This is a genomic window from Alcaligenes sp. CHO6 (assembly GCF_037120595.1).
GTDB classification, from domain to species: domain Bacteria; phylum Pseudomonadota; class Gammaproteobacteria; order Burkholderiales; family Burkholderiaceae_B; genus Alcaligenes; species Alcaligenes ammonioxydans.
On record NZ_JBANCI010000003.1, the window covers coordinates 284,382 to 307,679 of the forward strand.

Here is a 23,298-nt window from a genome sequence, read left to right on the forward strand (position 1 = left end):
GTCCTCCTGATGCCACTATTTCTTGATATCGGCCTGAACCAATACATCCAGACCCTCATCCTTCAAGGCCTCGGCCAGCGCCTGCAAGCCAGCAACCCCGGCTGCCGTGTCCTGCTCGCCATTACCACCACTCAGGCCTATGCCACCAATCACTTCGCCATTGACCACAATGGGGTAGCCACCCACAAAGGCGGCAAAACGCCCCTCAAAGCTCAGCTGAATACCGAAAGCCTCATTGCCGGGCAAGGCCGGACCATTGGGCGCGGTAGTGAACAAATGGGTCGAGCGCTTATGGCCCGCCGCTGTAAATGCCTTGTTCCAGGCAATCTGGGCACCCGTGATACGCGCGCCGTCCATGCGTTCCATCACAATGGGATAGCCGCCCTCATCGACCACACACACTGTCTCCAGCACACCAATCTCTTTGGATTTGGCAATCGCCGCGTCCACCATCAAGCGCGCTTCGCGCTGTTCCAGACGTAGGATCTTTTTCATAATGCTTCTCGGTAAATCGGGTTAATAAAATTCAGATGCCGCGATACACGGTCTTGATCTGGGTGTAGAACTCCAGACCCGCACGACCGGATTCACGGAAGGTAGACGTGCTGGACTGTTTCAGCCCGCCAAACGGAGCATTGATCAGATTGCCGGTCGTCGTGCGGTTAATCTTGACGGTCCCGGCCTCGATATCATTGGCAAAGCGATGCGCATACTCGGCACTGCGTGTCACGATGGCAGCCGACAAGCCGTATTCGGTATCGTTGGCCATGGCCAACGCCTGCTCATAGGAATCGATTTCCAGCAAGGCAATCACGGGTCCAAAAATTTCTTCACGGGCAATACGCATCTGCTGGGTCACGTCCGTAAACAAAGCCGGGCGCATGAACAGGCCGCGTGCGTAGTCGCCTTCGGTCAAACGTTCGCCGCCCAGTAAATGGGTGGCTTCCTGCTTGCCAATGGCCACATATTCCAGAATGCTTTCCAACTGGCTTTCGGTGGCAATAGGCCCCAGATCGGGATTGCCATTCAAACCATTACCCACGGTCAAGGCGCTGACTTTCTCTACCAAGCGCCGCGTGAATTCTGCTTTGACCTGACGATGCACCAGCACACGGCTGGTCCCTGTGCAGGCTTGCCCACTCAGAGAAAAGCCACCCTGCACCACCAGCTTGACGGCCAGATCCAGGTCGGCGTCCTCCATGACAATCAAGGGGTTCTTGCCACCCAGCTCCATTTGGGTCCGGGTGCTCATACGTGCCTGACGACAAATGTCTTCACCCGCCTGGGTCGAGCCAGTAAACGAAATAGCGCGTACCTGAGGGGATTGCACCAGCGTGGGCCCTACTTCACTGGCCCTGCCATGCACCAGATTCAGCACACCAGCCGGAATCCCCGCTTGTGCAAAGGCTTCACACAGGTAGTAGCCGGTCAAGGGCGTATCAGACGACGGCTTGAACACAACGGTATTCCCGGTGATCAGAGCGGGGGCAATCTTGCGTGCCGGGATGGAGATGGGGAAATTCCAGGGCGCAATCACTGACACCACACCCAATGGCTCGCGCTGGGTATAGACCAGTTGCTGCGCATCATCCTGGGGAAATGTCTCGCCGGTGTAGGTCTGGCCTTCAACCGCATAAAAGCGCAGGGTCTGGGCCGAGCGCCCGACTTCCATCTTGCTTTGCGCCAGCGTCTTGCCTTCTTCCCGCGTCAAGCCTTGCGCAATGCGCTCCATATTGGCATCGAGCCACGTGGCCGCTGCATTCAAGATACGTGCCCGAGTGGTGATCGGCGTGGCCCGCCATCCGGCAAAGGCAGCCTGGGCAGCAGCCACGGCGGCCTGCGCATCCTGCGCTGTGGACAGCGGGAAAATGCCCACTACATCGTCCCGATCAGCCGGATTCATATTGGGCTGCGTACGTCCGCTCTGGCTGGGTTGCCATTGCCCATCAATAAAATTGTCGAAAACGACGTCCTTGAGATTTTCCACCGCTGTACTTCCTTGTCTCTAGATTGGCGGGCAGCCCATCTGCCCGCCCGACTTTCCGGCTCAGGCCGCTTCCAGTTGCAATTCCTGCAGGCTGATCTCGTCTTTGACGTAGTCGTTGTACAAGGAAGTTGTATACAGTAGACGCATTTCGGCGCCAATTTCACAGATACGCAGGCAGCGCTGCTGCAGTTCCACGGTGTTGGCGTGCTCCAGCACGATCTGGTAGCCGCGTTCGCCATGAATCTCGTCGGACACGATATGCAGGTCGAAAAACTCCACCTCTTCGTCGGTAAAGCCGTACTTTTCGCGCAATGTGGGCGTTTGCTTGCGATAAATCGAAGGCACCTGGGACTCCAGGCCCACCACCAGACCAGCAACCGCCACCACCGGATCTTCACGCATGGCAATGGCGTAGCACCAGGCCTGCAGCGCACGCGTGGTGGCATTCATATTGTCAGGGTTTTCAATACGGGCCCGTGTCGTGCCGCAAGCCTCGCCAAAGCGGATCAGCAGATCGGTGTGGCGGTCACCACCAATTTCCTCTTCGTACATATTGGCCAGCAAGAAGTCTTTGGCTTCCACGTATTCGGCGGGAGTGCGGGCATACAGATAACCCAGGTAATCGGCAAAAGGGCCCACATAGTGATAGTGGTTTTCAGCCCAGCGAGCCAGATGCTCACGGCTTAATTTGCCAGTTGCCCAGGCAATGCTGAAAGGAGAGGTGTTGGCACTTTTACCCTTGATGGCGGTTTCCAGTGCGGTGCGAAATTCATCGCGATTCAGCAGTTTTTCCATGACTGTTTCCTTGTTGAAAGACGTCGCCCTTTGCTGCAGTCGACGAAAGATGAGGTTTGGACTATTTAAGTATATTGTATACCGTCTACTATTTTAGAAAGTAGGGAATAACCCTGCCTGGCTCTCAGCCCAGCGCGACACAACCATCTTTGCGCGGATCGGAAACGGCCTTCAAACGGCCGTCCGCCAAACGTTCGACCGCCTGGGCGCCACCGAAATCGCTGCGACCTGCCAGCTCGCCGACTCCTTTATCAGGCGGTCCATACGCCGAACCACGCAAGAAAGCGGCGCAATGTGCATCAAACCCCTCTTCCAAAGCCAGTCTGCCCGCTGCCTCCAGACGCCAGCGTGGGGCAAACAAAGCGCGCTCTAGCGGCCAGCCATCGCGCAGCACACGTGTCCAGATCTGGATCTGGCCCTGCGGCTGCATCAAACCGCCCACCACACCCAAGCCCATATGAAAGCGGCCGGAGCGCAAAGCTACGGAAGGCACGACGGTGTGATAAGGCCGTTTTCCTGGCCCTGGCCCATTGACATGCCCCGGCCCGGAAAACCCGAACCCCCGGTTTTGCAACACAAATCCACAACCGGGCACCGCATAGCCCGAGCCAAACCGTTTGAAAATACTGGACATGAACGTGACCGCCAGACCCTGTCCATCCACCACTACCGTGCAGACGGTGTTGCCTGCCGGATCGCACACCACCCGGGAAGCCTGAGCCATGGCCGCTTCAGTGGCTTGAACCAGCGCCAGTTCAGCAGCCGCCTCGTCGGCCGGCCGATGCCAGGCAGCCTGAACCGCCTCCAGCACGGCGACGCCATGTGTATTGGGAGGACACTCAAAAAGGCTGAAGTCACCAAGAGCCGTGCTCACCGGTTCACAGAAAAAGCCCTGATGCCGCTGAAAGTCCTGGGCACGCAATAAGCCCTGTACCTGCTTCATGGCCCGTTCCGCCTGCTGGGCGGGACGCCCCAGATAAAAAGCATCTGGCCCCTGCTCGGCAATCTCTTGGAGCACAAGCGCCAACTCGGGATTCACATAGCGCTCACCCGCCTTGGGGGGATTGCCAGCACGATATAAGGCGGCACAGGCCGGATCACGGTGTAGAACAAAGTCAAAGATGTGCCATTCCCGGGCTGCCACGGGCGCCACGGCAAAACCCTCCCGCGCAGCCTCGATAGCCGGCTGGAACAGGCTTGCCCAAGCCAGGCGCCCATAACGCTGATGCATATCCCACCAACCCCGCACCAATCCCGGCGTGGTGATCGACAAGACATGGCGCTCGGGAATACGTTCTCCTGGCAAGGCCTGAACCTGATGAGCCGTCAGCAGCAAAGGGGCTGCTCCGCTGCCGTTATAGGCCACAGGCGTACTGTCTGGCGGCGCAATCATGGCCAACAGATCGCCCCCTATACCCGTGGCCATGGGTTCGACCACCCCCATCACGGCATCGGCAGCAATCGCGGCATCGACCGCAGTGCCCTTGAGCTCCAGCATGCGCTGCGCTGCCCGTACAGCCAGAGGATGACCCGCCGCCACCGCCCACTGCTGTCCCAGTCCTTGCTTTTCGCCCGCACGATAGGCTGTCGTCTCCATATCGCTCATCCAAATATCAGCACTGCGCAGATCGTCGAGAGCGCCATCCCACTTAGCACGGGTATCGTCAACGCGCGCACCAGATCCAGAATGTGTACACGGGCGAAACCCGCCACGGCAATCAATGACGACCAGGCAATCAGAGTGCCTCCTCCCGTCCAGATAGCGCCGATCTGTCCTACTGCAGCCAAGGTTTCCACTTCCAGGCCGGAGACCGGGCTCAAAGCCGAGGCCAGGGTGCCGGTCAAAGGCAAGCCCGAAAAGCCCGAACCATCAATGCCCGAGATCATACCGACCAGCAGCACACCAAAAGCCACCAGGAAATGATTGTCCGGAATCAGGTGCTGACCGGCTGAAATCAGCTCGAACAGCAAGCTGGGCGTCTGATCCAGCGGCGTACCCAAAATAGCGGACGTTGCTTCACTAGCCCCCAGAAAGAAGAAGCCGGCAATGGGCAAGACCGAACCCATGGCGCGAAACGCGAACACAAAACCATCGGTCATATGATCCGGGCAGGTATCCAGCATACGTCGCGGGCCTTCGGCCATACAGGTGGCAATCATCATCAGCACAAAGGCCACGCCACCCACCAGACCGGCAGCATCCCCGCCCCGCAGCACCGGCAGGGATGGAATAAAGCGCGGCAAAAGCATGATGCCAATGACACCCAGAAAGGCCAGCGGCGTGGCCCAGGCGAGGATGCGCGAATAACGCTCTTCCTTGGCTGTCAGCCCCACATGCACCGTATGCTCATTCCCGGCGGTGCCACGGGCAATCTCTGCCTTGTCATACGTTCCTTGGGACTCGACCTCATCCAAGGTACTGTCCGGGGCCTGTCGCATCCAGGCATCCAGCAAACGACTGTCTGCCGGTTTGAAATGACGCCGCATCAGCAAAAACGCCAGACTCAGGGCGACCCCACCCGTAATCCAGGACAAGACCAGCGCACGATCTGCCAGGACAGCCACATCCGCACCGACACCGGCCGCCTTGGCGCTGATACCGGGAGCCACGCCGATAATGTAATCTGACGACAAGGCCATACCCTGCCCGCAAATGGCAATGGCCATGGCCCCCACCAGGGGCGGCAGGCCTGCGGCGATGGCAGCGGGAAGCAGAATGGCCGAGACCAGTGGCACCGCAGGTGTAGGCCAGAAAAACAAGGAAATGAAATAGGTAGCCGCCGCAATCATCAAAAACGACGATCCACTATTGACCATGACCTTACGAAAGGGGGCCACCATCTTTACATCGGCTTCCAGGCGCTTCAAGGAATTGAGCAGCGCCGTCATGAAGGTAATTACCAGGAAAATATTGAACAGTTCCTGGGCCGCCACAAAACTGGCTGAAAAAATGCTGATGAAGCCCTGAATCGGGCTGCCTGTTATGGCGGTAACAACGGCCAAGGTGCCAATCACGGATGGCACCACCACGTTGGCCCGGAAGATCATCGTAATGATGATCACCAGAACGCTGATCAAATAAGCCCAGTGCGCCGCACTGAGCACCACGTCGCTTTGCATGTATCCCCCTTTCCTTCTCTTTTTTCTGACTATCGAGCACACCTGAAACGGTATACTATCTTCAATCTTTATTTCATATCAGAAAAATCTACTGGAAATTGGGGAAAACTCTGAGAGTTTGAAGAGTAAAACTTCCGGATTGAATACCTTATACAAATAAAAGGATGGGTATGGCGGCTTTAATCGATCTTGTGGACCCGCTATCCTGGTTGCTGATGGCGTGTCTGGTGGTTCTGGCCGCTTTTCTGCAAGGAGTAGGCGGGATTGGCTTTGCCATGCTGGTGGCCCCCATTGCAGCACTGATCTTCCCGCAACTGGTTCCTGGCCCCTTACTGGCTCTGGGTGGCAGTGTCTCCTTGCTGGCCGCGCTGCGAGAGCGCACCTATATCGTGCCGCATGTCGTGACCTGCGCGCTAGGGGGACGTGCTGTGGGTTCGGTCATCGCCGTACTGGGCATGACACAGCTGCCTCTGGAAGCCGTTAACCTGGGTTTTGCGGTCGCTATCCTGGCCGCCGTCGCACTGAGCGCCTGGGGCCTGCGCATCCTGCCCTCCCTGCGCAACATGATTCTGGCCGGCATTGCATCGGGCATCATGGGCACACTGACCTCGGTGGGCGCCCCTGCCCTGGCCATGGCCATGCAAAATCTGGCTCCTGCACAGCTACGCGCTTCTCTGGGTCTGATTTTATTTTTAGGCGCCAGCCTGTCACTGCTACTGCTTATTCTGGCAGGCCTGTTCACCCTGCAGCAGGCCATGCTCAGCATCGTGCTGTATCCGTTCATGCTGCTGGGCTTTGCGTTGTCAGGACAGCTACGCCATAAAGTCAGCCTGAGCTTGATGCGCAGGCTGCTGTTGGGCATCTGCTCGCTCAGCGCACTCGCGTTGATTGCACGGACTTTATGGAATTGATTGCTTAGGGGCCAAACTGTATACCATATTCAGAAAAGCACGCTCACGCCGTATAATCATGCCTGGCCCTTTTGCCCGATTGCACAGGTCGTACCATGAATATCCCCAGCTTCAGCCTTCCTCATTCCTTGACCGGCTCAGACAACCGTCGTCTGGGTGATCAGCATGCGTCATTGTTTGCCGTCATCCGTGATCAATTACGCGAACGCATTCTGAGTGGCGAATTTCACCCCGGTGATCGACTGGTGGAGGGCAAGCTGGCTACCGAGCTGGGCGTCTCGCGCATACCGGTACGAGAAGCCCTGCGAGAACTAGCCTCAGAAGGGCTGGTCACTATTGAGCCACGCCGTGGTGCCTCGGTGGCCGTGCTGTCGGCAGAGATCGCCTACAACATGGCTGAAGTACGCGCCACCTTGGAAGGCCTCAACGCAAAGCTGGCTGCCCAGCGTCGCGATCCCGCCAATATCGAGAAGCTGCAAGCTATTCTGACCCAAGGCCACGACGCGATGGACGCTGGCAATCTGGACTTGCTCAAATCCCTGAACCGGCAATTTCATGAAACCCTGGCCACCATGTCGGGCAATATCGTGCTAACCGAACTGATGCGCTCCTTGCGTGATCGCACCGCATTGCTCTTTGCGCCCAGCAATTTGCAACGCATCCGCCAAAACTGGGAAGATCACGCTCAGATTCTGAATGCCGTCGTAGCCGGCAATGGTGATCTGGCCAACCTGCTGGCCACCCAGCATGTCCATAATGCGGCCAAAGCGTATCAGGACGCCCAAAGCGGCGAGAAACCCTGATCGATCAAGTCGGCGTGCTCCACCTCCAGCGCTGGACCTGAGCCCGTGCACAGGGTTCGTCGACCCTGAAAGACGCGTGCCCCAGCGTCCGCATTGATTTGACTGTTGAAAGTCGCAGCGCGCGTGCCGTGGGCAGCCTGCACGCCCTACTCTTGAGTCACACGACGTGCCAGGCTGGCCTTGCACAGGGGCTTCGTCACGACGGTGCCCACCTCCCCGGCCATGGCTCGCCACTCGCCCCATCGCTGCCCTGCTTTTTCAGAATCAGACAATAAAAACCCCGGCAATGACCGGGGTTGGCTGGGCTATGATCAGCTCAGTTAAATGTCCAGCAGATCTCCCATATCATCTGCGTGTTCTTCCTCAACAGCCATAATCTCAATCAGCATCTGGCGGGTCGTGGGGTCGGTGTCGCCGATACGTTCAATCATCTGCCGGTAGGACTCAATGGCAATACGCTCGGCAATCAGATTGGCACGGATCATGGATTTAATATCACTGCTGTCGTCATATTCCGCGTGGCTGCGTTCAACCAGATTCTGAGGATTGAAGTCTGGCTCGCCGTTCAGTTGTACGATCCGCTCGGCAATACGGTCGGCATGCTCGGCTTCTTGCCGGGCATGCTCCAGAAACTCGGCTTTGATAGGTTCATTGTTCAAACCGGTGGCGGTGAAATAGTGGCGCTTGTAGCGCATCACACAGACTAGCTCGGTGGCCAGAGCTTCATTGAGCATCTGAATGATTTCTTCGCGATTGCCCTTATAGCCGGACGCCACCGCCCCATCGTCCACAAACTTCTTGGCAGCCGCGCGAATAGCGGCAACATCAAAGGGACCGTGGTTTGGTGTCACAACTTTATGCTTACTCATTGCATTCCTCCGTATTGATTCCCACCGCGAACGCGCGGCGCCGTATCACGCAACAACCGGAAACGAACACACGGACTTCAGAACCAACCAGAGCTTGCGTTAAGAACAAGCACGTTACCTAAGCCTGGGTTTGAAGTCTGCACGCTGCTTGTGGTTGAGACCGGTCGTGCAAGAAACTGAACAAAGTGGATAGGCTGTTTCATAGTAGCGACTGCTCTCGCGCTTGAAAAGCTGAAAACGGCGGCAGGCGTCAGCCGACACACAGGCAGATTTACGCAGCAGGGCTGGCAAGCACTCACCCCTAAAACACGGAAAACTGACGAGCCATGCGGCTTAGCCAGGACATGGGGTGCCGGCACAAGAGGCCGGAACACGCCCTCATTGTGTTCAAGCCGAGATACAAGACCAAACACTTGGATACAGGCGCACGCTGTTTTCAGGGTGGAAGCGTCCCTTGGCCTCGTAGGCCAGATAAGGCCGATGCCTATTTTAAGAATCAATGGATTCTATTAATATGAATCGACCGTTACTTTTATTGCGGACAATGACTTCAAGAAGCTGGATACTACTGACTTACAAAGTCCCTGCGGAACCCAGTGCCAAACGTCTGGCACTGTGGCGACGCTTGAAAAGCCTGGGGGCGGTTTATCTGCAAAACGGTGTGTGCGTCCTGCCCAAAACGGATGAGCATGTGCGTCGCCTGAAAGTGCTGGAAAATGACATCGCGACCATGCAAGGCGAGTGTGTCCTGCTAGAGACGGTTGCCCTGGACAAAGCCCAGGAGGATAAAGTGATCGCCCGCTTCACGCACGAGCGCAACGATCAATACCAGGAACTGCTGGGTTGCTGCCGGGACTTCGAAGCCGAGATCGACAAGGAAATATCGATTCAGAAATTCACCTATGCCGAGCTCGACGAAGAGGAAACCGACCTGAAGAAACTGGAGAGCTGGTACGAAAAAATCCAGAAACTGGATTTTTATGGCGCTCCCCTGGCACAGATTGCTCAAGAGCGTCTGCAAGCGTGCAGGGCCCGACTGGAAGCCTATGCCCAAATGGTCTACGACGCCCATGAAGAAAACCGCTGATCCCATGCCTGCCCAGGCCCTCGCCTCCCGAGCCAACATTCACCGTAGCGTCTGGGCGCTGGGTTTCGTGTCCATGTTCATGGACATTTCCTCCGAGCTGATCCATGCCCTGCTGCCTATCTACATGGTTACGGTCCTTGGCACCTCGGTACTGGCAGTGGGCCTGATCGAAGGTATTGCCGAAGCCACAGCCTCCATCATGAAAGTGTTTTCCGGTGCCCTCAGCGACCGTTTTGGCAAGCGCAAGCTGCTGGCCGTCATTGGCTATGGCCTGGCTGCCCTGACCAAACCGATTTTCCCCCTGGCGAACTCCTTGGACTGGCTGGTCGGCGCCCGTTTTGTCGATCGCATTGGCAAAGGCATACGCGGCGCCCCCCGCGACGCTCTGGTTGCCGATGTCACTCCACCCGAACTGCGCGGCGCAGCCTATGGCCTACGGCAAACGCTCGATACCATTGGCGCATTTATCGGCCCTTTACTGGCAATCGGACTGATGTGGTGGACGGCCAATAACTACCAGCTAATCTTCTGGGTCGCAGTCCTGCCCGCCTTTACGGCCCTTGCTATTTTGGTGTTCTTTGTACGCGAACCCAAACTACCCGCCACAAACCGCCCCCGCACACTGCCGCTGAACCGGCAAGAGTTAGGCCGCCTGGGCTCCCGTTACTGGTGGGTAATCGTGATTGGTCTGGCCTTTACCCTGGCCCGTTTTAGCGAAGCCTTCCTGATTCTGCGCGGCGAATCCAGCGGACTGCCACCCATGTGGGCCCCAGCCGTGCTGGTCCTGATGAGTGTGGCCTTCTCGCTGTCTGCCTACCCTGCCGGTGTCCTGTCCGACCGCATGCGTAAAACCGATCTGCTCCTGATCGGCGTGGCCTTGCTGATTGCAGCAGACCTGATTCTAGCCTTCGTCCCCGGCCTGTTTGGCCTCGGTTTAGGGGTAGCGCTGTGGGGGCTGCACATGGGATTTACTCAGGGCCTGTTCAATGTACTGATCGCTGACAGCGCCCCCGCCGAACTACGCGGCACTGCCTTTGGCCTGTTCCACCTGCTAACCGGCATTGCACTGCTGCTGGCCAGTGTGATTGCGGGCCTGCTGTGGGACTCCATCGGCTTTCAGGGGACATTTGCCGCTGGCGCACTCTTTGCCGTCTTGACGGGAGCTGGTCTGATCGCCCTACGGCGCTCTGCCCAAGGACACTTTTAAAACGCCGCCTGAGACGATGCAGCAAACGCAGACTCGGGTTCTGCCCACCGTGCCGCCCAACGGGTTGGAGCTAGCTACCTACCCTCAACGGCTCACTGGTTTTCGCCACGCGAGTCGGGACTGCGCAGCCAGGGCGTCAAACGGGGCCCTGCCTCATTGCGAACCGTCGACCTCGTCGACGACGACCCACAAAAAAACCCTGGCCCGCACGCTGCTAACCAGGGTTTCTGAGCCTGAAGGCTGCTGAGAATTAGAACGGAATGTCGTCATCCATATCGGCCAGATTATCCGACATGGGTGCGGGGTTGCGGGGGGCCTGTTGCGGTGCCTGCTGCGCAGGAGCAGGGCGCTGAGCGCGCTGAGGAGCCGGCGCACCACCGCCGTATTCGCCACCGCCCATGCTGCCACCACCCATCTCGCCGCCACCATCACGACCACCCAGCATTTGCATTTGCTCGGCAATGATTTCAGTCGTGAAGCGTTCCTGTCCGTCCTGACCCGTCCATTTACGGGTACGCAGACGACCTTCCACGTAGACGGGACGGCCTTTGCGAAGGTACTCACCGGCAATTTCAGCCAGGCGGTTGTAGAACACCACGCGGTGCCATTCCGTTTCCTCGCGGCGTTCGCCGGAGGTACGGTCTTTCCACTGCGAAGTCGTGGCAATGGAAATATTGCAGATGGCCGAACCTTCCGCGCTGTAGCGTACTTCTGGGTCACGGCCAAGATTGCCCACCAGAATGACTTTATTTACCGATGCCATGAAAAAATCCTGTAGTCAAAATTTCAATATCAAGCCGTATTATCGTGGATTCGTGCCTTAATTAACACTCCCACGCGGCTGCCGGCGAGACTGTTTTGCCCATGCCGACCATCCCCGTACGACACCTTGAAAGGCCTGTCAGGCTCTGCAGCCCAACCCTGTCGCTGCCATGCCCAGCTCTTGCTACCTGGGCCCATCCGGTCACCTTACAGGCGCCTGCCCGCCCACTTATTGCACAGGCGTAACCTACACCGCCTTTCAGTATTTGTCTTTGAACCCACGCGCCGTCAGTAGCCAGAGCACGGCCAGGGCGGCACCCGTCCACAACACCCATTGGATTTGCCCACGACCCGCCAGGACGCCCCCGACCAGCCCACCCGCAAATACGCCCAGGGACTGAGAGGTGTTGTAAAAACCCAGCGCCAAGCCCTTATATTCGGGCGGTGCCACACGCGAGACCAAAGACGGCTGCAAGGCTTCCAGCACGTTAAAACCAATGAAAAACAAGGTCAATGCAGCCACCATGGGCACCAACGCATCGCGTGCCCACGGCATGACAGCCAGTACCACGATCAACAGCAACACAGCCAGTTCCAACGCTTGCTTATGGCGCTTGCGAGTCTCGGTCCAGAACACCGCCGGCACCATCAGTACAAAGGACACCAGGATGACGGGCAGGTACACCTTCCATAAATCCTGCGTTCCATAACCGCCCAAGGTAGCCAGAATACCCGGCACCACGATGAACAAAGACATCAGGATAAAGTGCAGACAGAACACCCCAAAATTCAGGCGCAACAAATCCATATGACGCAAGACCTGCCCAGCCGTGACCCGCACAATCGAAGCGGGCGCTTTAGGGGCGCTGGGCACAGCAAAAGCCGCGATCAACAGACAGACAAAACCCAGCAAACTGATCGCCCAGAACAAGCCTGACAGTCCGAATTGTCCCACCAGAACTGGGGAAAGAACCAGCGATACGGCAAAAGACAGACCAATCGAGCCGCCTACCATGGCCATTGCACGCGTCCGTACCTCAGGGCGCGTGGAGTCAGCCACCCAAGCGGAAATAGCGGCCGAAACCGCCCCCAAACCCTGGATACACCGCCCGACTGTCACCCAGTCGATATGTTGCGCCAGGGCCGAGATCACCCCGCCAATCACAAACAGCGCCATGCCAATGACAATCACCGGACGACGGCCAAAGCGGTCCGAAGCCATGCCCAAGGGAATCTGCAACACGGCCTGTGTCAGGCCATAGGCCCCCAGAGCAAGGCCGACGCGGGCGGCATCATTGCCGCCTGGCAACGCGTGCGCGGCAACAGCGAACACGGGGGTAAGCAAAAACAGGCCCAGCATCCGAGAGGCAAACAACAAAGCAAGCAGGATGCTGGCCTTGCGTTCCTGCCGGGTCAGACTCAGGCGTGCTGGGCGCGAGCCGGCCGTATTCATGGTTTGATGTGTACTCATTTAATACTCTGTCACAACTGGGCTGCCAAGGAGCCCCGTTACCCGTTCACATAAATTCTGACGCAACGCGCTATAGTAGCAAGTTGCCTTTTGACAAGCCTAAATAAAGCGATGGAAGCCATCCGCATTCGTGGTGCCCGTACCCACAACCTGAAAAATGTCTCCGTAGACCTGCCACGCCACCAGTTGGTCGTGCTGACGGGGCTGTCCGGTTCTGGGAAATCCTCTCTTGCCTTCGACACTTTGTATGCCGAGGGCCAGCGGCGCTATGTGGAAAGCCTGTCCGCTTATGCACGCCAGTTTCTGCAACTGATGGACAAACCCGATGTCGACCTGATCGAAGGCTTATCGCCGGCCATTGCCATCGAACAAAAGGCGGCGGGCCATAACCCGCGCTCGACAGTCGGTACCACAACCGAGATCCACGATTATTTGCGCCTATTGTACGCGCGCGTCGGCACACCTTACTGCCCGGACCACCATCTGGCACTGCAGGCCCATAGCGTGAGCCAGATGGTAGACCAGATTCTGCAATGGGAACCAGAAACCCGTATCGCTGTGCTGGCTCCCCTGCACCGCGCCCGGGTAGGCGATTTGCAACTGGAACTGCGTGGCTTGCAGGCCCAAGGCTTTGTGCGGGTACGGGTCGATGGGGAAATCTCCAGCATTGAAGATCTGCCGGCGCTCGATGCCGAGCAGGCTCATGATCTGGACCTAGTGATAGACCGGCTGCGTATCCGGCCCGACAGCCAGCAACGTCTGGCAGAAAGCCTGGAAACCGCCCTGTCCACCAGCAATGGGCGCTGCCTGGTGGTCAATCTGGACACCGGTCGGGAACAGCCCTATTCCAGCCACTACGCCTGCCCGGTCTGTGATTACTCCCTGCCCGAGCTGGAACCGCGCCTGTTCAGCTTCAACAATCCGGCCGGCGCCTGCCCGGAATGCAACGGTTTGGGTCAAGTCGATGTGTTCGATCCGGAACGCGTTGTCGCTTTCCCGGAACTGAGCCTGGCCGGCGGTGCGATAGCGGGCTGGGATAGACGCAATGCCTTTACCTATACCCTGCTGACCAGCCTGGCAGCCCATTATCACTTTGATATCGACGCACCCTTCGAGTCCCTGCCCGACGAACTGCGCCACACCGTGCTGTATGGCTCCGGCGCTGAGGAAATTCCTTTTCTCTATTTGAACGAGAAAGGTCGCACCACGGTGAAAACTCACCCCTTTGAAGGTGTGATTCCCAATCTGCAACGTCGCTGGGCGGAAACCGATTCCAGCGCTGTGCGCGAGGAACTGAACAAGCTGCGTCGCACCCAGACCTGCCCAGCCTGCCATGGTGCACGCCTGCGTCTGGAAGCGCGTCACGTCCGTATTGGGGACGACCCGGTTCCCCATCCCACAGAATGCAAGCATCAGGCAGGCGCCGCGCCTGCCAGCCCAGCAGCCCGCAACGTCGACAAATTGCCTGAAAATACTGCGCAGTGCGCACAGGCAAGCGCCACAACTCAAGGACAGGCCAAGGGTCTGGCCATCTATGAAGTCGAAGCCCTGGCTTTGTCTGACTGCCTGGCCTGGTTCGAGCACCTTTCGTTAACAGGGGCAAAAAAAGAGATTGCCGACCGTATCGTGCGTGAAATCCGCCTGCGGCTGGAGTTTCTGAACAATGTGGGTCTGAACTACCTGTCTCTGGACCGCAGTGCCGACACCATCTCGGGTGGCGAGGCGCAGCGTATTCGTCTGGCCAGCCAGATCGGCTCCGGCCTGACCGGGGTAATGTACGTTTTGGATGAGCCCTCGATTGGCCTGCATCAGCGCGATAACGACAAGCTGATCCAGACCCTGCAACACCTGCGGGACCTGGGCAATAGCGTGATTGTGGTCGAACACGACGAGGACATGATCCGCAGCGCCGACTACGTCATTGATATGGGCCCGGGCGCAGGCGAACACGGCGGACAGATCACCGCTCAGGGCTCTCCCACAGAGTTGGCCAGCAACCCGGCCTCGATGACCGGGCAGTACCTGTCCGGGCAACGGAAAATTGCCATTCCCAAACGCCGTCCAGTGGATGACAGCCTGAACTGGCTGCGCTTGTACGGCGCCAGCGGCAATAATCTGAAATCGGTGGATCTGGCGATTCCTGCAGGCCGGCTGGTTTGCATTACCGGGGTATCCGGCTCCGGCAAATCCACCCTCATCAACGACACCCTGGCCACGGCTTTCTCGCATCTGCTGCATCGCGCCCACGCCGAACCTGCCCCCTATGACCGCATGGAAGGGCTGGAACATTTCGACAAGATCATCACGGTGGACCAAACACCGATTGGCCGTACTCCGCGCAGTAACCCAGCCACGTACACCGGCATGTTCACCGCTATTCGCGAGCTGTTTGCCAGTGTGCCCGAGGCTCGCCTGCGCGGCTACGACCCGGGTCGCTTCTCTTTTAACGTCAAGGGCGGTCGCTGCGAGGCTTGCCAGGGCGATGGCGTGGTCAAGGTCGAGATGCACTTTCTGCCCGACGTCTACGTGCCTTGTGATGTCTGCCAGGGCCGTCGCTACAACCGCGAAACCCTGGATATCCGCTACCGGGGTCGCAATATCAGCGAAGTGCTGGATCTGACCGTTGAGCAGGCGCTGGAGTATTTTGATGCGGTCCCCGCAGTGGCCCGCAAACTAAGCACTCTGATCGATGTAGGGCTGTCCTATATACGTCTGGGTCAAAGCGCGACCACTCTGTCCGGGGGTGAGGCTCAACGAGTGAAATTGTCACTGGAGCTGTCCAAACGCAGTACCGGCCAAACCTTGTACGTGCTGGACGAGCCGACCACCGGCCTGCACTTTCAGGATATTGCCGTCTTGTTGGACGTGTTGGACAAGCTGGTCGAGTCTGGCAATACCGTGGTTGTCATTGAACACAACCTGGATGTCATCAAGACCGCTGACTGGCTTGTGGACATGGGGCCGGAAGGCGGCCAGGGCGGTGGACAGATTGTGGTGCAAGGCACCCCGGAAACGGTTGCCGCCTGTGAACAAAGCCATACCGGGCGCTATCTGAAGCCTTTGTTGCAGCGCTAAGGTCCTGCTTCGCAGGACGCTACCACCAGAGATCCAGGCTTAAAGACCGCTCATTCGCCGCATCCTGGGCCATTAAAGCGGTTTCTACGGCCGTGCCTCCTGGTGAGGTCGATCTATCAGGCCTACATCTTGAATATCGCGTCATGTTCGCGAATGGCATGGCGGTCCGTCATCCCCGCAATGTAGTCGGCGATGGCCCGGGCCTGGGCAATAGGGTCTTCACGACGATGCTCGGCCGCCAGCAGGCGCGGATCATCCAAAAAAGCGTGAAACAGTTCGCGCACAATATTCTGTGCCTTGCTCATCATGCGCACCACTTTGTAATGACGGTATAAGTTGGCATGCAAAAACCGCTTGAGCTCATCAGCCTGAGCGCGTAGTTCCGGCGAGAACCCAGCCAGGCGCGGTAACTGACGAATCGCCTCCACACTATCAGGACGGTGCTCCTCCAGCCTGGCACGCGTGGTTTCGGTTAAATCGACCACCAGGGTATTGATCATGCCACGGATAATTTCAGCTACCAGACGCTGACCACTCAAGCCCGGGTACTGAGTCTGCACATGCTCGTAATGATCACGAAACAGACGCAGCTCCAGCAATTGCTCCAGACGAATCAGGCCGGAGCGCAAACCGTCATCAATATCATGATTGTTGTAAGCAATTTCATCAGCCAGATTGGCCATTTGCGCTTCCAACGACGGTTGGGTGCGATCAATGAAGCGCTGGCCGACCTCGCCCAATTCCCGCGCATGTTTTAGTGAGCAGTGCTTCAAAATCCCTTCGCGGGTTTCAAAGCACAGGTTCAGACCATTGAAGGCGGCATAGCGCTCTTCGAGCTCGTCCACTACCCGCAGGCTTTGCAGATTGTGCTCAAAGCCCCCGGCCTCGGGCCGCAGGCTTTGCATGCAACTATTCAAGGTATCCTGACCCGCATGGCCAAAAGGGGTATGGCCCAGATCATGAGCCAGGGAGATCGCTTCAATCAGGTCTTCGTGCAAGCCCAGATTGCGGGCGATGGCCCGCGCCAGCTGGGCCACTTCCAGACTATGCGTCAAACGTGTCCGAAACAAATCACCTTCGTGGTTAATGAAAACCTGGGTCTTGTATTCCAGCAAACGAAACGCATTGCAGTGAATAATCCGGTCGCGGTCCCGCTGAAAGGCATTCCGGCCCTGGGGCGCTGCCTCTGCATAACGCCGACCGCGGGACTGTTCAGGGTGACAGGCATAAGCGGCAAGCATTTGCATGGGTTTTACTCCTGTTCCACCGTTGTAAAGCGGGCCAAGGCCTGGCGCACCACATCAGGCGCTACCGCCTGAACCTTGGCATGAGCTAATTTATCCAGCAGCACAAAGCGCAACTGGCCACCTTCATTTTTCTTGTCCACCTGCATCAGTTGCAGCCAACGGTCCGCAGGCCATTGTGGTGGCGTGACCGGACATCCGCTGGCTTGAACCAGGGCCTTGATACGGGCCACATCCTGAGCCGGCAGGCCACAAACTAAATGGGACAGTTCAGCGGCCATGATCATGCCGCAGCCGACGGCTTCACCATGCAGCCATTGACCATAGCCCATACCGGACTCAATTGCGTGACCAAAAGTGTGGCCAAAGTTCAAGATAGCGCGCAGACCAGACTCGCGTTCGTCCTGCGAGACCACCTCGGCCTTCACTTCGCAGGAGCGGCGGATCGCATGAGCAATCTGCTCCTGATCCAGACGGCGCATGGCGGCGATCTGCTCCTCACACCAGTTGAAGAAATCCAGATCGTAAATCATGCCGTACTTGATGACTTCAGCCAGACCGGCGGAAATTTCGCGAGCGGGCAGCGTCCTGAGTACATCGGTGTCTATTTCCACCGCGATGGGCTGGTAGAAGGCGCCCACCATATTCTTGCCCAGCGGATGGTTGATGGCTGTCTTGCCACCGACTGAAGAATCCACCTGCGCCAGCAAGGTCGTGGGGACCTGCACAAAGCGCACGCCCCGCATAAAGCAAGCTGCGGCAAAACCGGCCATATCACCAATAACCCCGCCACCCAATGCCACGATCAGAGCTTTGCGATCCAGATGACTGCCCAGCAGTGCGTCAAAAATCAGGTTCAGGGACTCCCAGGTCTTGTAAGCTTCGCCATCGGGCAGTTCAATCACGTGAACCGGTTTGCCAGTGGTGACCAGAGCTTCCTTGACCGGCGCCAGATACAAGGCCGCTACGGTAGGATTGGTGACAATTGCAATGGCGGAGGTATCAGCGGGCACGGTGTCTGCAAGCTGCGCCAGACGTCCGGCAGCGATATGGATGGGATAAGCGCCACCCTGGGCGTCAACATGCACTACGGACATTTAGCAACCTCGTTCTTTCAACAGAGACAATAAATGGCGCACCGCATGATGCACCGGCGCCGAGCCGGTCTCAAAGCGGATGTCGGCCACTTCTTCATAGAGGGGTTCGCGCGCCTGCAGCAACTCCTGAATGCGAGCCCGAGGGTCCGCCGTTTGCAGCAGTGGCCGGTTACGATCTCGGGCCACGCGACGGTACAGTTCATCTACCGTGGCGCACAAGTACACTACGATACCGCGATCTTTGATGATCTGGCGATTGGCCTCGGACAAAATAGCCCCACCACCCGTTGCCAGCACAATTCCGCTCTGGCGCGAACAAATATCGAGCACTGCAGATTCACGTTTGCGGAACCCTTGCTCACCTTCGAACTCAAAGATAGTGGACACTCGCACCCCGCTTCGGGCTTCCAGCTCGTGGTCCAGGTCCATAAACTCGCGTTTGAGTTCCCGCGCCAATTGACGGCCAATGGTCGTTTTACCGGCCCCCATCATGCCCACCAAAATAATGGGTCGAGGGCCAGTTTGTTGTAAATGGAGCAGCTCGGCGTCTGTTAAGGGATCAGGATGTTCTACAGGCATCAGCTCGGCGGGTAAAGAGTGGTTCATTTGTGTATTATCCCATTAGCCTTCCCTAAGCACAGTCCGCTTGCTTAGTATTATTTTATTACATTGATACTTGGTATGAGGCCCAGTCCTGCTGCGTTTGGACTTTAAAATCAGCCCTAATGAGTTCTTCTTCCCGCTCCCCCAATTCTAAGCCCGAGCAAAGCTCCGGTTCCTGGCTTGCCCGCCTCATCATCAAGACCTCGGTCTTTTTTGTGGGGCTTGGTCTGTGTGCCGCCCTGCTCGGGTCACTTGCGCTAGCTCTGGCCTGGCCCAACCTGCCCGATCTTAGCGCCATGATCGACTACCGCCCCCGAGTGCCGCTGCGCATTTATACGGCGGACAAGGTCTTGATCGGTGAATTTGGCGAAGAACGCCGCAATGTGCTGCGTTTTGACGAAATCCCCGATGTCATGAAATCGGCCATTCTGGCGGCCGAGGACGACCGTTTCTACCAGCACGGTGGTATTGACTGGATGGGAGTCGGTCGCGCGGCCCTGGCCAACATGACCCATATGTCCAAGACACAAGGGGCCAGTACGATCACCATGCAGGTGGCCCGCAACTTCTACCTGTCTTCGGAAAAAACCTATACCCGCAAGTTCTATGAACTGCTGCTGACCTTCAAGATTGAAGCGACGCTGACTAAAGACCAGATTCTGGATCTGTACATGAACCAGATTTATCTGGGTCATCGTGCCTACGGATTTGCGGCGGCGTCACGAACCTATCTGGGCAAGCCACTGGGTGAGATCACCACCGCTGAAGCCGCCATGCTGGCCGGCATTCCCAAAGCGCCTTCGCGCTTTAACCCGATCGCCAACTTTGAACGCGCCAAAACTCGCCAGGCCTACGTGCTGGGCCGCATGCGCTCACTGGGCTACATCACGGAGCAGGAATACCAGGATGCGATGGCACAGGAAATCGTGGTGAAGTCAGCCTTGGGCACCCCTGCTGGCGGTTACGCCATTCATGGCGAATACGCGGCTGAACTGGCCCGCCAACTGCTGTACGGTGTCTATCAGGACAATGTGTATTCGCGCGGCTTCAACATCTACACCACCATCAACTCCACCGACCAGGAAGCTGCCTACCTGGCTGTGCGCAACGGTATTTTGGATTACACCCGTCGCGCGCCCTACACAGGCCCGCAAGGTCAGGTGGATCTGCCTGCAGGCATTGAAAACGACCATGCCCAGTTGGATGCCATTTTGGACGACTTGCAGGACAAGTACCCCGATACCGGCGATCTGTTGACCGGTGTGGTGCTCGATGCCAACCCCAATCTGATCCGGGTTGCCCGGACCGCCCAGCAAATTATTGATGTCAACGACAAACGTGCCTTGAAGATCGTTGCGCGGGGCCTGGTGAACAATGCCAAGGCAGACGTGCGCATTCAGCGCGGCTCGGTAGTCTATCTGTTCCGCAATGGCGATTACTGGGAAGTAATCAATATGCCGGCGGTACAAGCGGCTTTTGTGTCGGTCCGCCCGCAAGACGGCGCGATTCAGGCCATGGTGGGCGGCTTTCACTTCTCCGATGGGAAGTTCAACCGCGTCACCCAAGCCTGGCGTCAGCCTGGCTCGGCCTTCAAGCCCTTCATCTACGCGTCCTCGCTGGAGCGCGGCCTGACCCCCGCCACCCAGATTTCAGATGAACCTTTTGTGCTGACCGCGGCCCAGACCGGCTCCAAGCCCTGGACGCCCAAGAACTACGGGCGCACGTACGAGCCCATGTTGACCATGCGTCAAGGTTTGTACAAATCCAAAAACATGGTGTCTATCCGCATCATGCAGGCCGTCGGGCCCACGTATGTACAGGAGTATGTGACCCGCTTTGGTTTCGACAAGGCACGCCAACCCGCCGTTCTACCTTTGGCTCTGGGCGCGGGCAGCGTAACGCCCCTGCAAATGGCGGGTGCCTACTCGGTCTTTGCCAATGGTGGTTACCGTGTCGAGCCTTACCTGATCGACTACGTCACTGACAGCAGCAACAAGGTCATCATGCGCGCCAAGCCAGTGGTGGCCGGCGATGCCGCCGCCCGGGCTATTGATGCCCGTACGGCTTACGTCATGAACGATCTGCTGCGTGGCGTGGCGACCTCCGGGACGGGTGCGCGCGCGTCACGCGAATTGAAGCGTACCGATATTGGCGGTAAAACAGGCACTACCAACGATTCTCAGGATGCCTGGTTTGCTGGCTACACCCCCGAGCTGGTCGGCATCGCCTGGATGGGCTTTGACAAACCGCGCAGTCTGGGCTCCGGGGAAACCGGCGGCGGTGCCTCCATGCCCATCTGGATCAATTACATGCGCACTGCCCTCAAAGACAAGCCTGTGGTGCCTCCTGGCCCTGTGCCCTCTGGCCTGTCACGCATCAATGGGGACTTTTACTTTGACGAGTTCCCACCCGGTCAGGCCATTGCTCGCGTTGGTTTACCTGCTCCCGGTGACGGCGCCTTGCAACAGGGCGGCGGGGATCAGAACGATGGAATTGGTGACCTGCTGCGGCAGCTGGATTCTGATGCCAGCCCCTCGGGCGCTGCCGCGCAACCCTTTGTTCCCTTTTAAATCACCTACCCAAACGCCGGCCTAGCCGGCGTTTTTTTGCTTTGTCCTTCACAATGGCATAATGCTCTGCATTGTCCGCACTGGTTTCATACCTACATGAACAAACTACGTTCCTCCCGTTTGCTGGCCTTGTTGGCACTGAGCGCCTTGCTGGGCGCCTGCGGTTACAAAGGCCCCTTGTACCATCCCCCAGCGCAGGAATCAGCGGACGCCCAGACAGCGCCGCGCTGATTCCCGCCCTGCTCGCCTAACCTCTGTTATTTGTCGACACCATGACCGTTGCACCTCACTTTCAATTTCAGAACAACACGCTACACGCCGAGCAAATTCCCCTGAGCAAGCTGGCTGAAGAATTCGGCACCCCTCTGTATGTGTATTCCCGCCAAGCCTTGCGCGATGCTTGGGAGTCCTACCGAGTGGCTGGCCAGGACCGCAAGTTGTTGGTGTGCTATGGCATGAAGGCCAACTCCAATCTGGCCATTTTGCAAGAATTTGCCCGCTTGGGTACCGGTTTTGATATCGTCTCGGGCGGCGAGCTGGCCCGTGTCATCGCTGCCGGCGGCGACCCTGGCAAAGTGGTGTTCTCAGGTGTGGGCAAACAGGTTTGGGAAATCGAAGCGGCTCTGAAAGCAGGCGTGAAGTGTTTTAACGTCGAGTCCGAAGCGGAGCTGGAACGTGTAGCACAGGTTGCGGAACGCATGAATGTGAAAGCGCCTGTTTCCTTGCGCGTCAATCCAGACGTGGACGCACGCACCCACCCTTACATCTCCACGGGCCTGAAAGACAACAAGTTCGGCGTGCCCATTGACCAGGCTCCCCGCATCTACGCACGCGCCCAAGCGCTGCCTAGCCTGAACATTGTGGGTGTGGACTGTCATATCGGCTCGCAGATTACCGAAGTCAGCCCCTATCTGGATGCGCTGGACAAACTGATCAAGCTGATCTTGGCCCTGAAGGAACAAGGGGTGAACCTGACTCATCTGGATTTGGGCGGTGGTCTGGGGATTCGCTATACCGACGAGACACTGGTGACCCCCACCCAACTGCTGACCGAAGTCTTTTCCGCCCTGGACACCAATGGCCTGGGCCATCTGGAAATCGTGCTGGAACCCGGCCGCTCCATGGTGGGTAATGCAGGGGTGCTGCTAAGCCGCGTGGAATATCTCAAGCATGGCGAGACTAAAAATTTCGCCATTGTTGATGCCGCCATGAACGACTTGATTCGCCCCACGCTGTACGATGCCTGGCACAGCGTGGAAGCGGTAGAGCCTCGCCCAGTGACCGAGACCACTCCCCGCTATGATCTGGTTGGCCCTATCTGCGAAAGCGGCGACTGGCTGGCCCGCGACCGCCAGCTGGAACTGAAACAGGGCGATTTAATTGCCATCATGTCCGCTGGCGCCTATGCCTTTACGATGGCCAGCCAGTACAACACCCGCCCCCGCGCGGCTGAGATTCTGGTCGATGGCGATCAGGTTCACCTGATCCGCCCCCGTGAGACCGTGGACAGTTTGTTTGCCACCGAACGTTTACTTCCCTAAGTCGGGTCTGGATGGCAGATCATAACCATTCAGCCTTAAAGAACTCTCGAATCTGACCGTAAAACAGGCCGGGACTGTACTGCCCTTATCAGGCGCAGCAGTCCCGGCCTGTTGCATCCTTGCCGGGAAAGCACAGATTTCGCTGTCAGTGGCCAG

Annotated in this window: 19 protein-coding genes; 8 read left to right on the plus strand and 11 right to left on the minus strand. The window is 57.8% G+C overall.

The window, feature by feature from the left end:
• Positions 1-15: 15 nt before the first annotated feature.
• From V6936_RS13470 to V6936_RS13490, 5 genes are all read right to left on the minus strand, one after another.
• The gene (locus V6936_RS13470) at positions 16-495 is read right to left on the minus strand and encodes a GlcG/HbpS family heme-binding protein (RefSeq protein WP_003805267.1); all 480 of its coding nucleotides are present in this window, start codon (positions 493-495) and stop codon (positions 16-18) included.
• Between the two features lie 31 nt (positions 496-526).
• The gene (locus tag V6936_RS13475; protein ID WP_336580006.1) at positions 527-1,987 is read right to left on the minus strand and encodes an aldehyde dehydrogenase family protein; all 1,461 of its coding nucleotides are present in this window, start codon (positions 1,985-1,987) and stop codon (positions 527-529) included.
• A gap of 60 nt (positions 1,988-2,047) precedes the next feature.
• Positions 2,048-2,782 (minus strand): TenA family transcriptional regulator, encoded by a 735-nt coding sequence (locus V6936_RS13480; RefSeq protein WP_003805271.1) that lies wholly within the window; start codon positions 2,780-2,782, stop codon positions 2,048-2,050.
• Positions 2,783-2,906: 124 nt separating this feature from the next.
• The gene (locus V6936_RS13485; protein WP_336580007.1) at positions 2,907-4,379 is read right to left on the minus strand and encodes a gamma-glutamyltransferase family protein; all 1,473 of its coding nucleotides are present in this window, start codon (positions 4,377-4,379) and stop codon (positions 2,907-2,909) included.
• 5 nt (positions 4,380-4,384) lie between these two features.
• On the minus strand, positions 4,385-5,902 hold the full coding sequence (locus V6936_RS13490) for a hypothetical protein (RefSeq protein ID WP_003805276.1): 1,518 nt from the start codon (positions 5,900-5,902) through the stop codon (positions 4,385-4,387).
• Between the two features lie 170 nt (positions 5,903-6,072).
• Here V6936_RS13490 and V6936_RS13495 point away from each other — a divergent pair, with 170 nt between their 5' ends.
• Positions 6,073-6,813: a TSUP family transporter gene (locus tag V6936_RS13495; RefSeq protein ID WP_059318078.1), complete on the plus strand. Its 741-nt coding sequence runs from the start codon at positions 6,073-6,075 to the stop codon at positions 6,811-6,813.
• A gap of 95 nt (positions 6,814-6,908) precedes the next feature.
• Entirely contained in the window at positions 6,909-7,616 is a 708-nt protein-coding gene (locus V6936_RS13500) for a GntR family transcriptional regulator (protein ID WP_003805280.1), read from the plus strand.
• Between the two features lie 320 nt (positions 7,617-7,936).
• On the opposite strand, the gene V6936_RS13505 is transcribed toward V6936_RS13500, so the two are convergent.
• Positions 7,937-8,485 (minus strand): ferritin-like domain-containing protein, encoded by a 549-nt coding sequence (locus V6936_RS13505; protein WP_059318077.1) that lies wholly within the window; start codon positions 8,483-8,485, stop codon positions 7,937-7,939.
• Between the two features lie 544 nt (positions 8,486-9,029).
• Between V6936_RS13505 and V6936_RS13510 the strand changes: the two genes are divergently transcribed.
• Together V6936_RS13510 and V6936_RS13515 are read left to right on the plus strand one after the other, a co-directional pair.
• On the plus strand, positions 9,030-9,572 hold the full coding sequence (locus V6936_RS13510; RefSeq protein WP_131071084.1) for a Chromate resistance protein ChrB: 543 nt from the start codon (positions 9,030-9,032) through the stop codon (positions 9,570-9,572).
• Positions 9,556-10,779, plus strand: a complete 1,224-nt coding sequence (locus V6936_RS13515; RefSeq protein WP_003805288.1) for an MFS transporter — start codon at positions 9,556-9,558, stop codon at positions 10,777-10,779. The genes V6936_RS13510 and V6936_RS13515 overlap by 17 nt, the downstream gene beginning before the upstream one ends.
• 250 nt (positions 10,780-11,029) lie before the next feature.
• Here V6936_RS13515 and ssb read toward each other — a convergent pair whose 3' ends face one another.
• Entirely contained in the window at positions 11,030-11,542 is a 513-nt protein-coding gene (ssb, locus tag V6936_RS13520; protein WP_059318076.1) for a single-stranded DNA-binding protein, read from the minus strand.
• 258 nt (positions 11,543-11,800) lie between these two features.
• Entirely contained in the window at positions 11,801-13,012 is a 1,212-nt protein-coding gene (locus V6936_RS13525) for an MFS transporter (RefSeq protein ID WP_003805292.1), read from the minus strand.
• A 111-nt stretch (positions 13,013-13,123) separates the two neighbouring features.
• Here V6936_RS13525 and uvrA point away from each other — a divergent pair, with 111 nt between their 5' ends.
• The gene (uvrA, locus tag V6936_RS13530) at positions 13,124-16,087 is read left to right on the plus strand and encodes an excinuclease ABC subunit UvrA (RefSeq protein WP_336580020.1); all 2,964 of its coding nucleotides are present in this window, start codon (positions 13,124-13,126) and stop codon (positions 16,085-16,087) included.
• Positions 16,088-16,209: 122 nt separating this feature from the next.
• Here the strand turns inward: uvrA and V6936_RS13535 are convergent, their stop codons facing one another.
• Genes V6936_RS13535 through V6936_RS13545 form a run of 3 tightly spaced genes read right to left on the minus strand, consistent with a single transcriptional unit; the run spans position 16,210 to position 19,034 of the window.
• Positions 16,210-17,334 carry a deoxyguanosinetriphosphate triphosphohydrolase gene (locus tag V6936_RS13535; RefSeq protein WP_059318073.1) on the minus strand — a complete coding sequence of 375 codons (1,125 nt, stop codon included), beginning with the start codon at positions 17,332-17,334 and terminating at the stop codon, positions 16,210-16,212.
• 5 nt (positions 17,335-17,339) lie between these two features.
• Complete coding sequence (gene aroB / locus V6936_RS13540; protein WP_003805299.1) at positions 17,340-18,428, minus strand: 3-dehydroquinate synthase; 1,089 nt, start codon at positions 18,426-18,428, stop codon at positions 17,340-17,342.
• Positions 18,429-19,034 carry a shikimate kinase gene (locus tag V6936_RS13545; RefSeq protein WP_003805300.1) on the minus strand — a complete coding sequence of 202 codons (606 nt, stop codon included), beginning with the start codon at positions 19,032-19,034 and terminating at the stop codon, positions 18,429-18,431.
• A 119-nt stretch (positions 19,035-19,153) separates the two neighbouring features.
• On the opposite strand from V6936_RS13545, the gene V6936_RS13550 reads away from it, so the two are divergent.
• The 3 genes from V6936_RS13550 to lysA all read left to right on the plus strand — a co-directional run bounded on the left by V6936_RS13550 (position 19,154) and on the right by lysA (position 23,142).
• Positions 19,154-21,601, plus strand: coding sequence for a penicillin-binding protein 1A (locus tag V6936_RS13550; RefSeq protein WP_336580008.1), 2,448 nt, complete (start codon positions 19,154-19,156; stop codon positions 21,599-21,601).
• A 96-nt stretch (positions 21,602-21,697) separates the two neighbouring features.
• Positions 21,698-21,832 carry an LPS translocon maturation chaperone LptM gene (lptM, locus tag V6936_RS13555; protein WP_003805306.1) on the plus strand — a complete coding sequence of 45 codons (135 nt, stop codon included), beginning with the start codon at positions 21,698-21,700 and terminating at the stop codon, positions 21,830-21,832.
• A 41-nt stretch (positions 21,833-21,873) separates the two neighbouring features.
• Positions 21,874-23,142 carry a diaminopimelate decarboxylase gene (gene lysA, locus V6936_RS13560; protein WP_336580009.1) on the plus strand — a complete coding sequence of 423 codons (1,269 nt, stop codon included), beginning with the start codon at positions 21,874-21,876 and terminating at the stop codon, positions 23,140-23,142.
• Positions 23,143-23,298 lie beyond the last annotated feature (156 nt).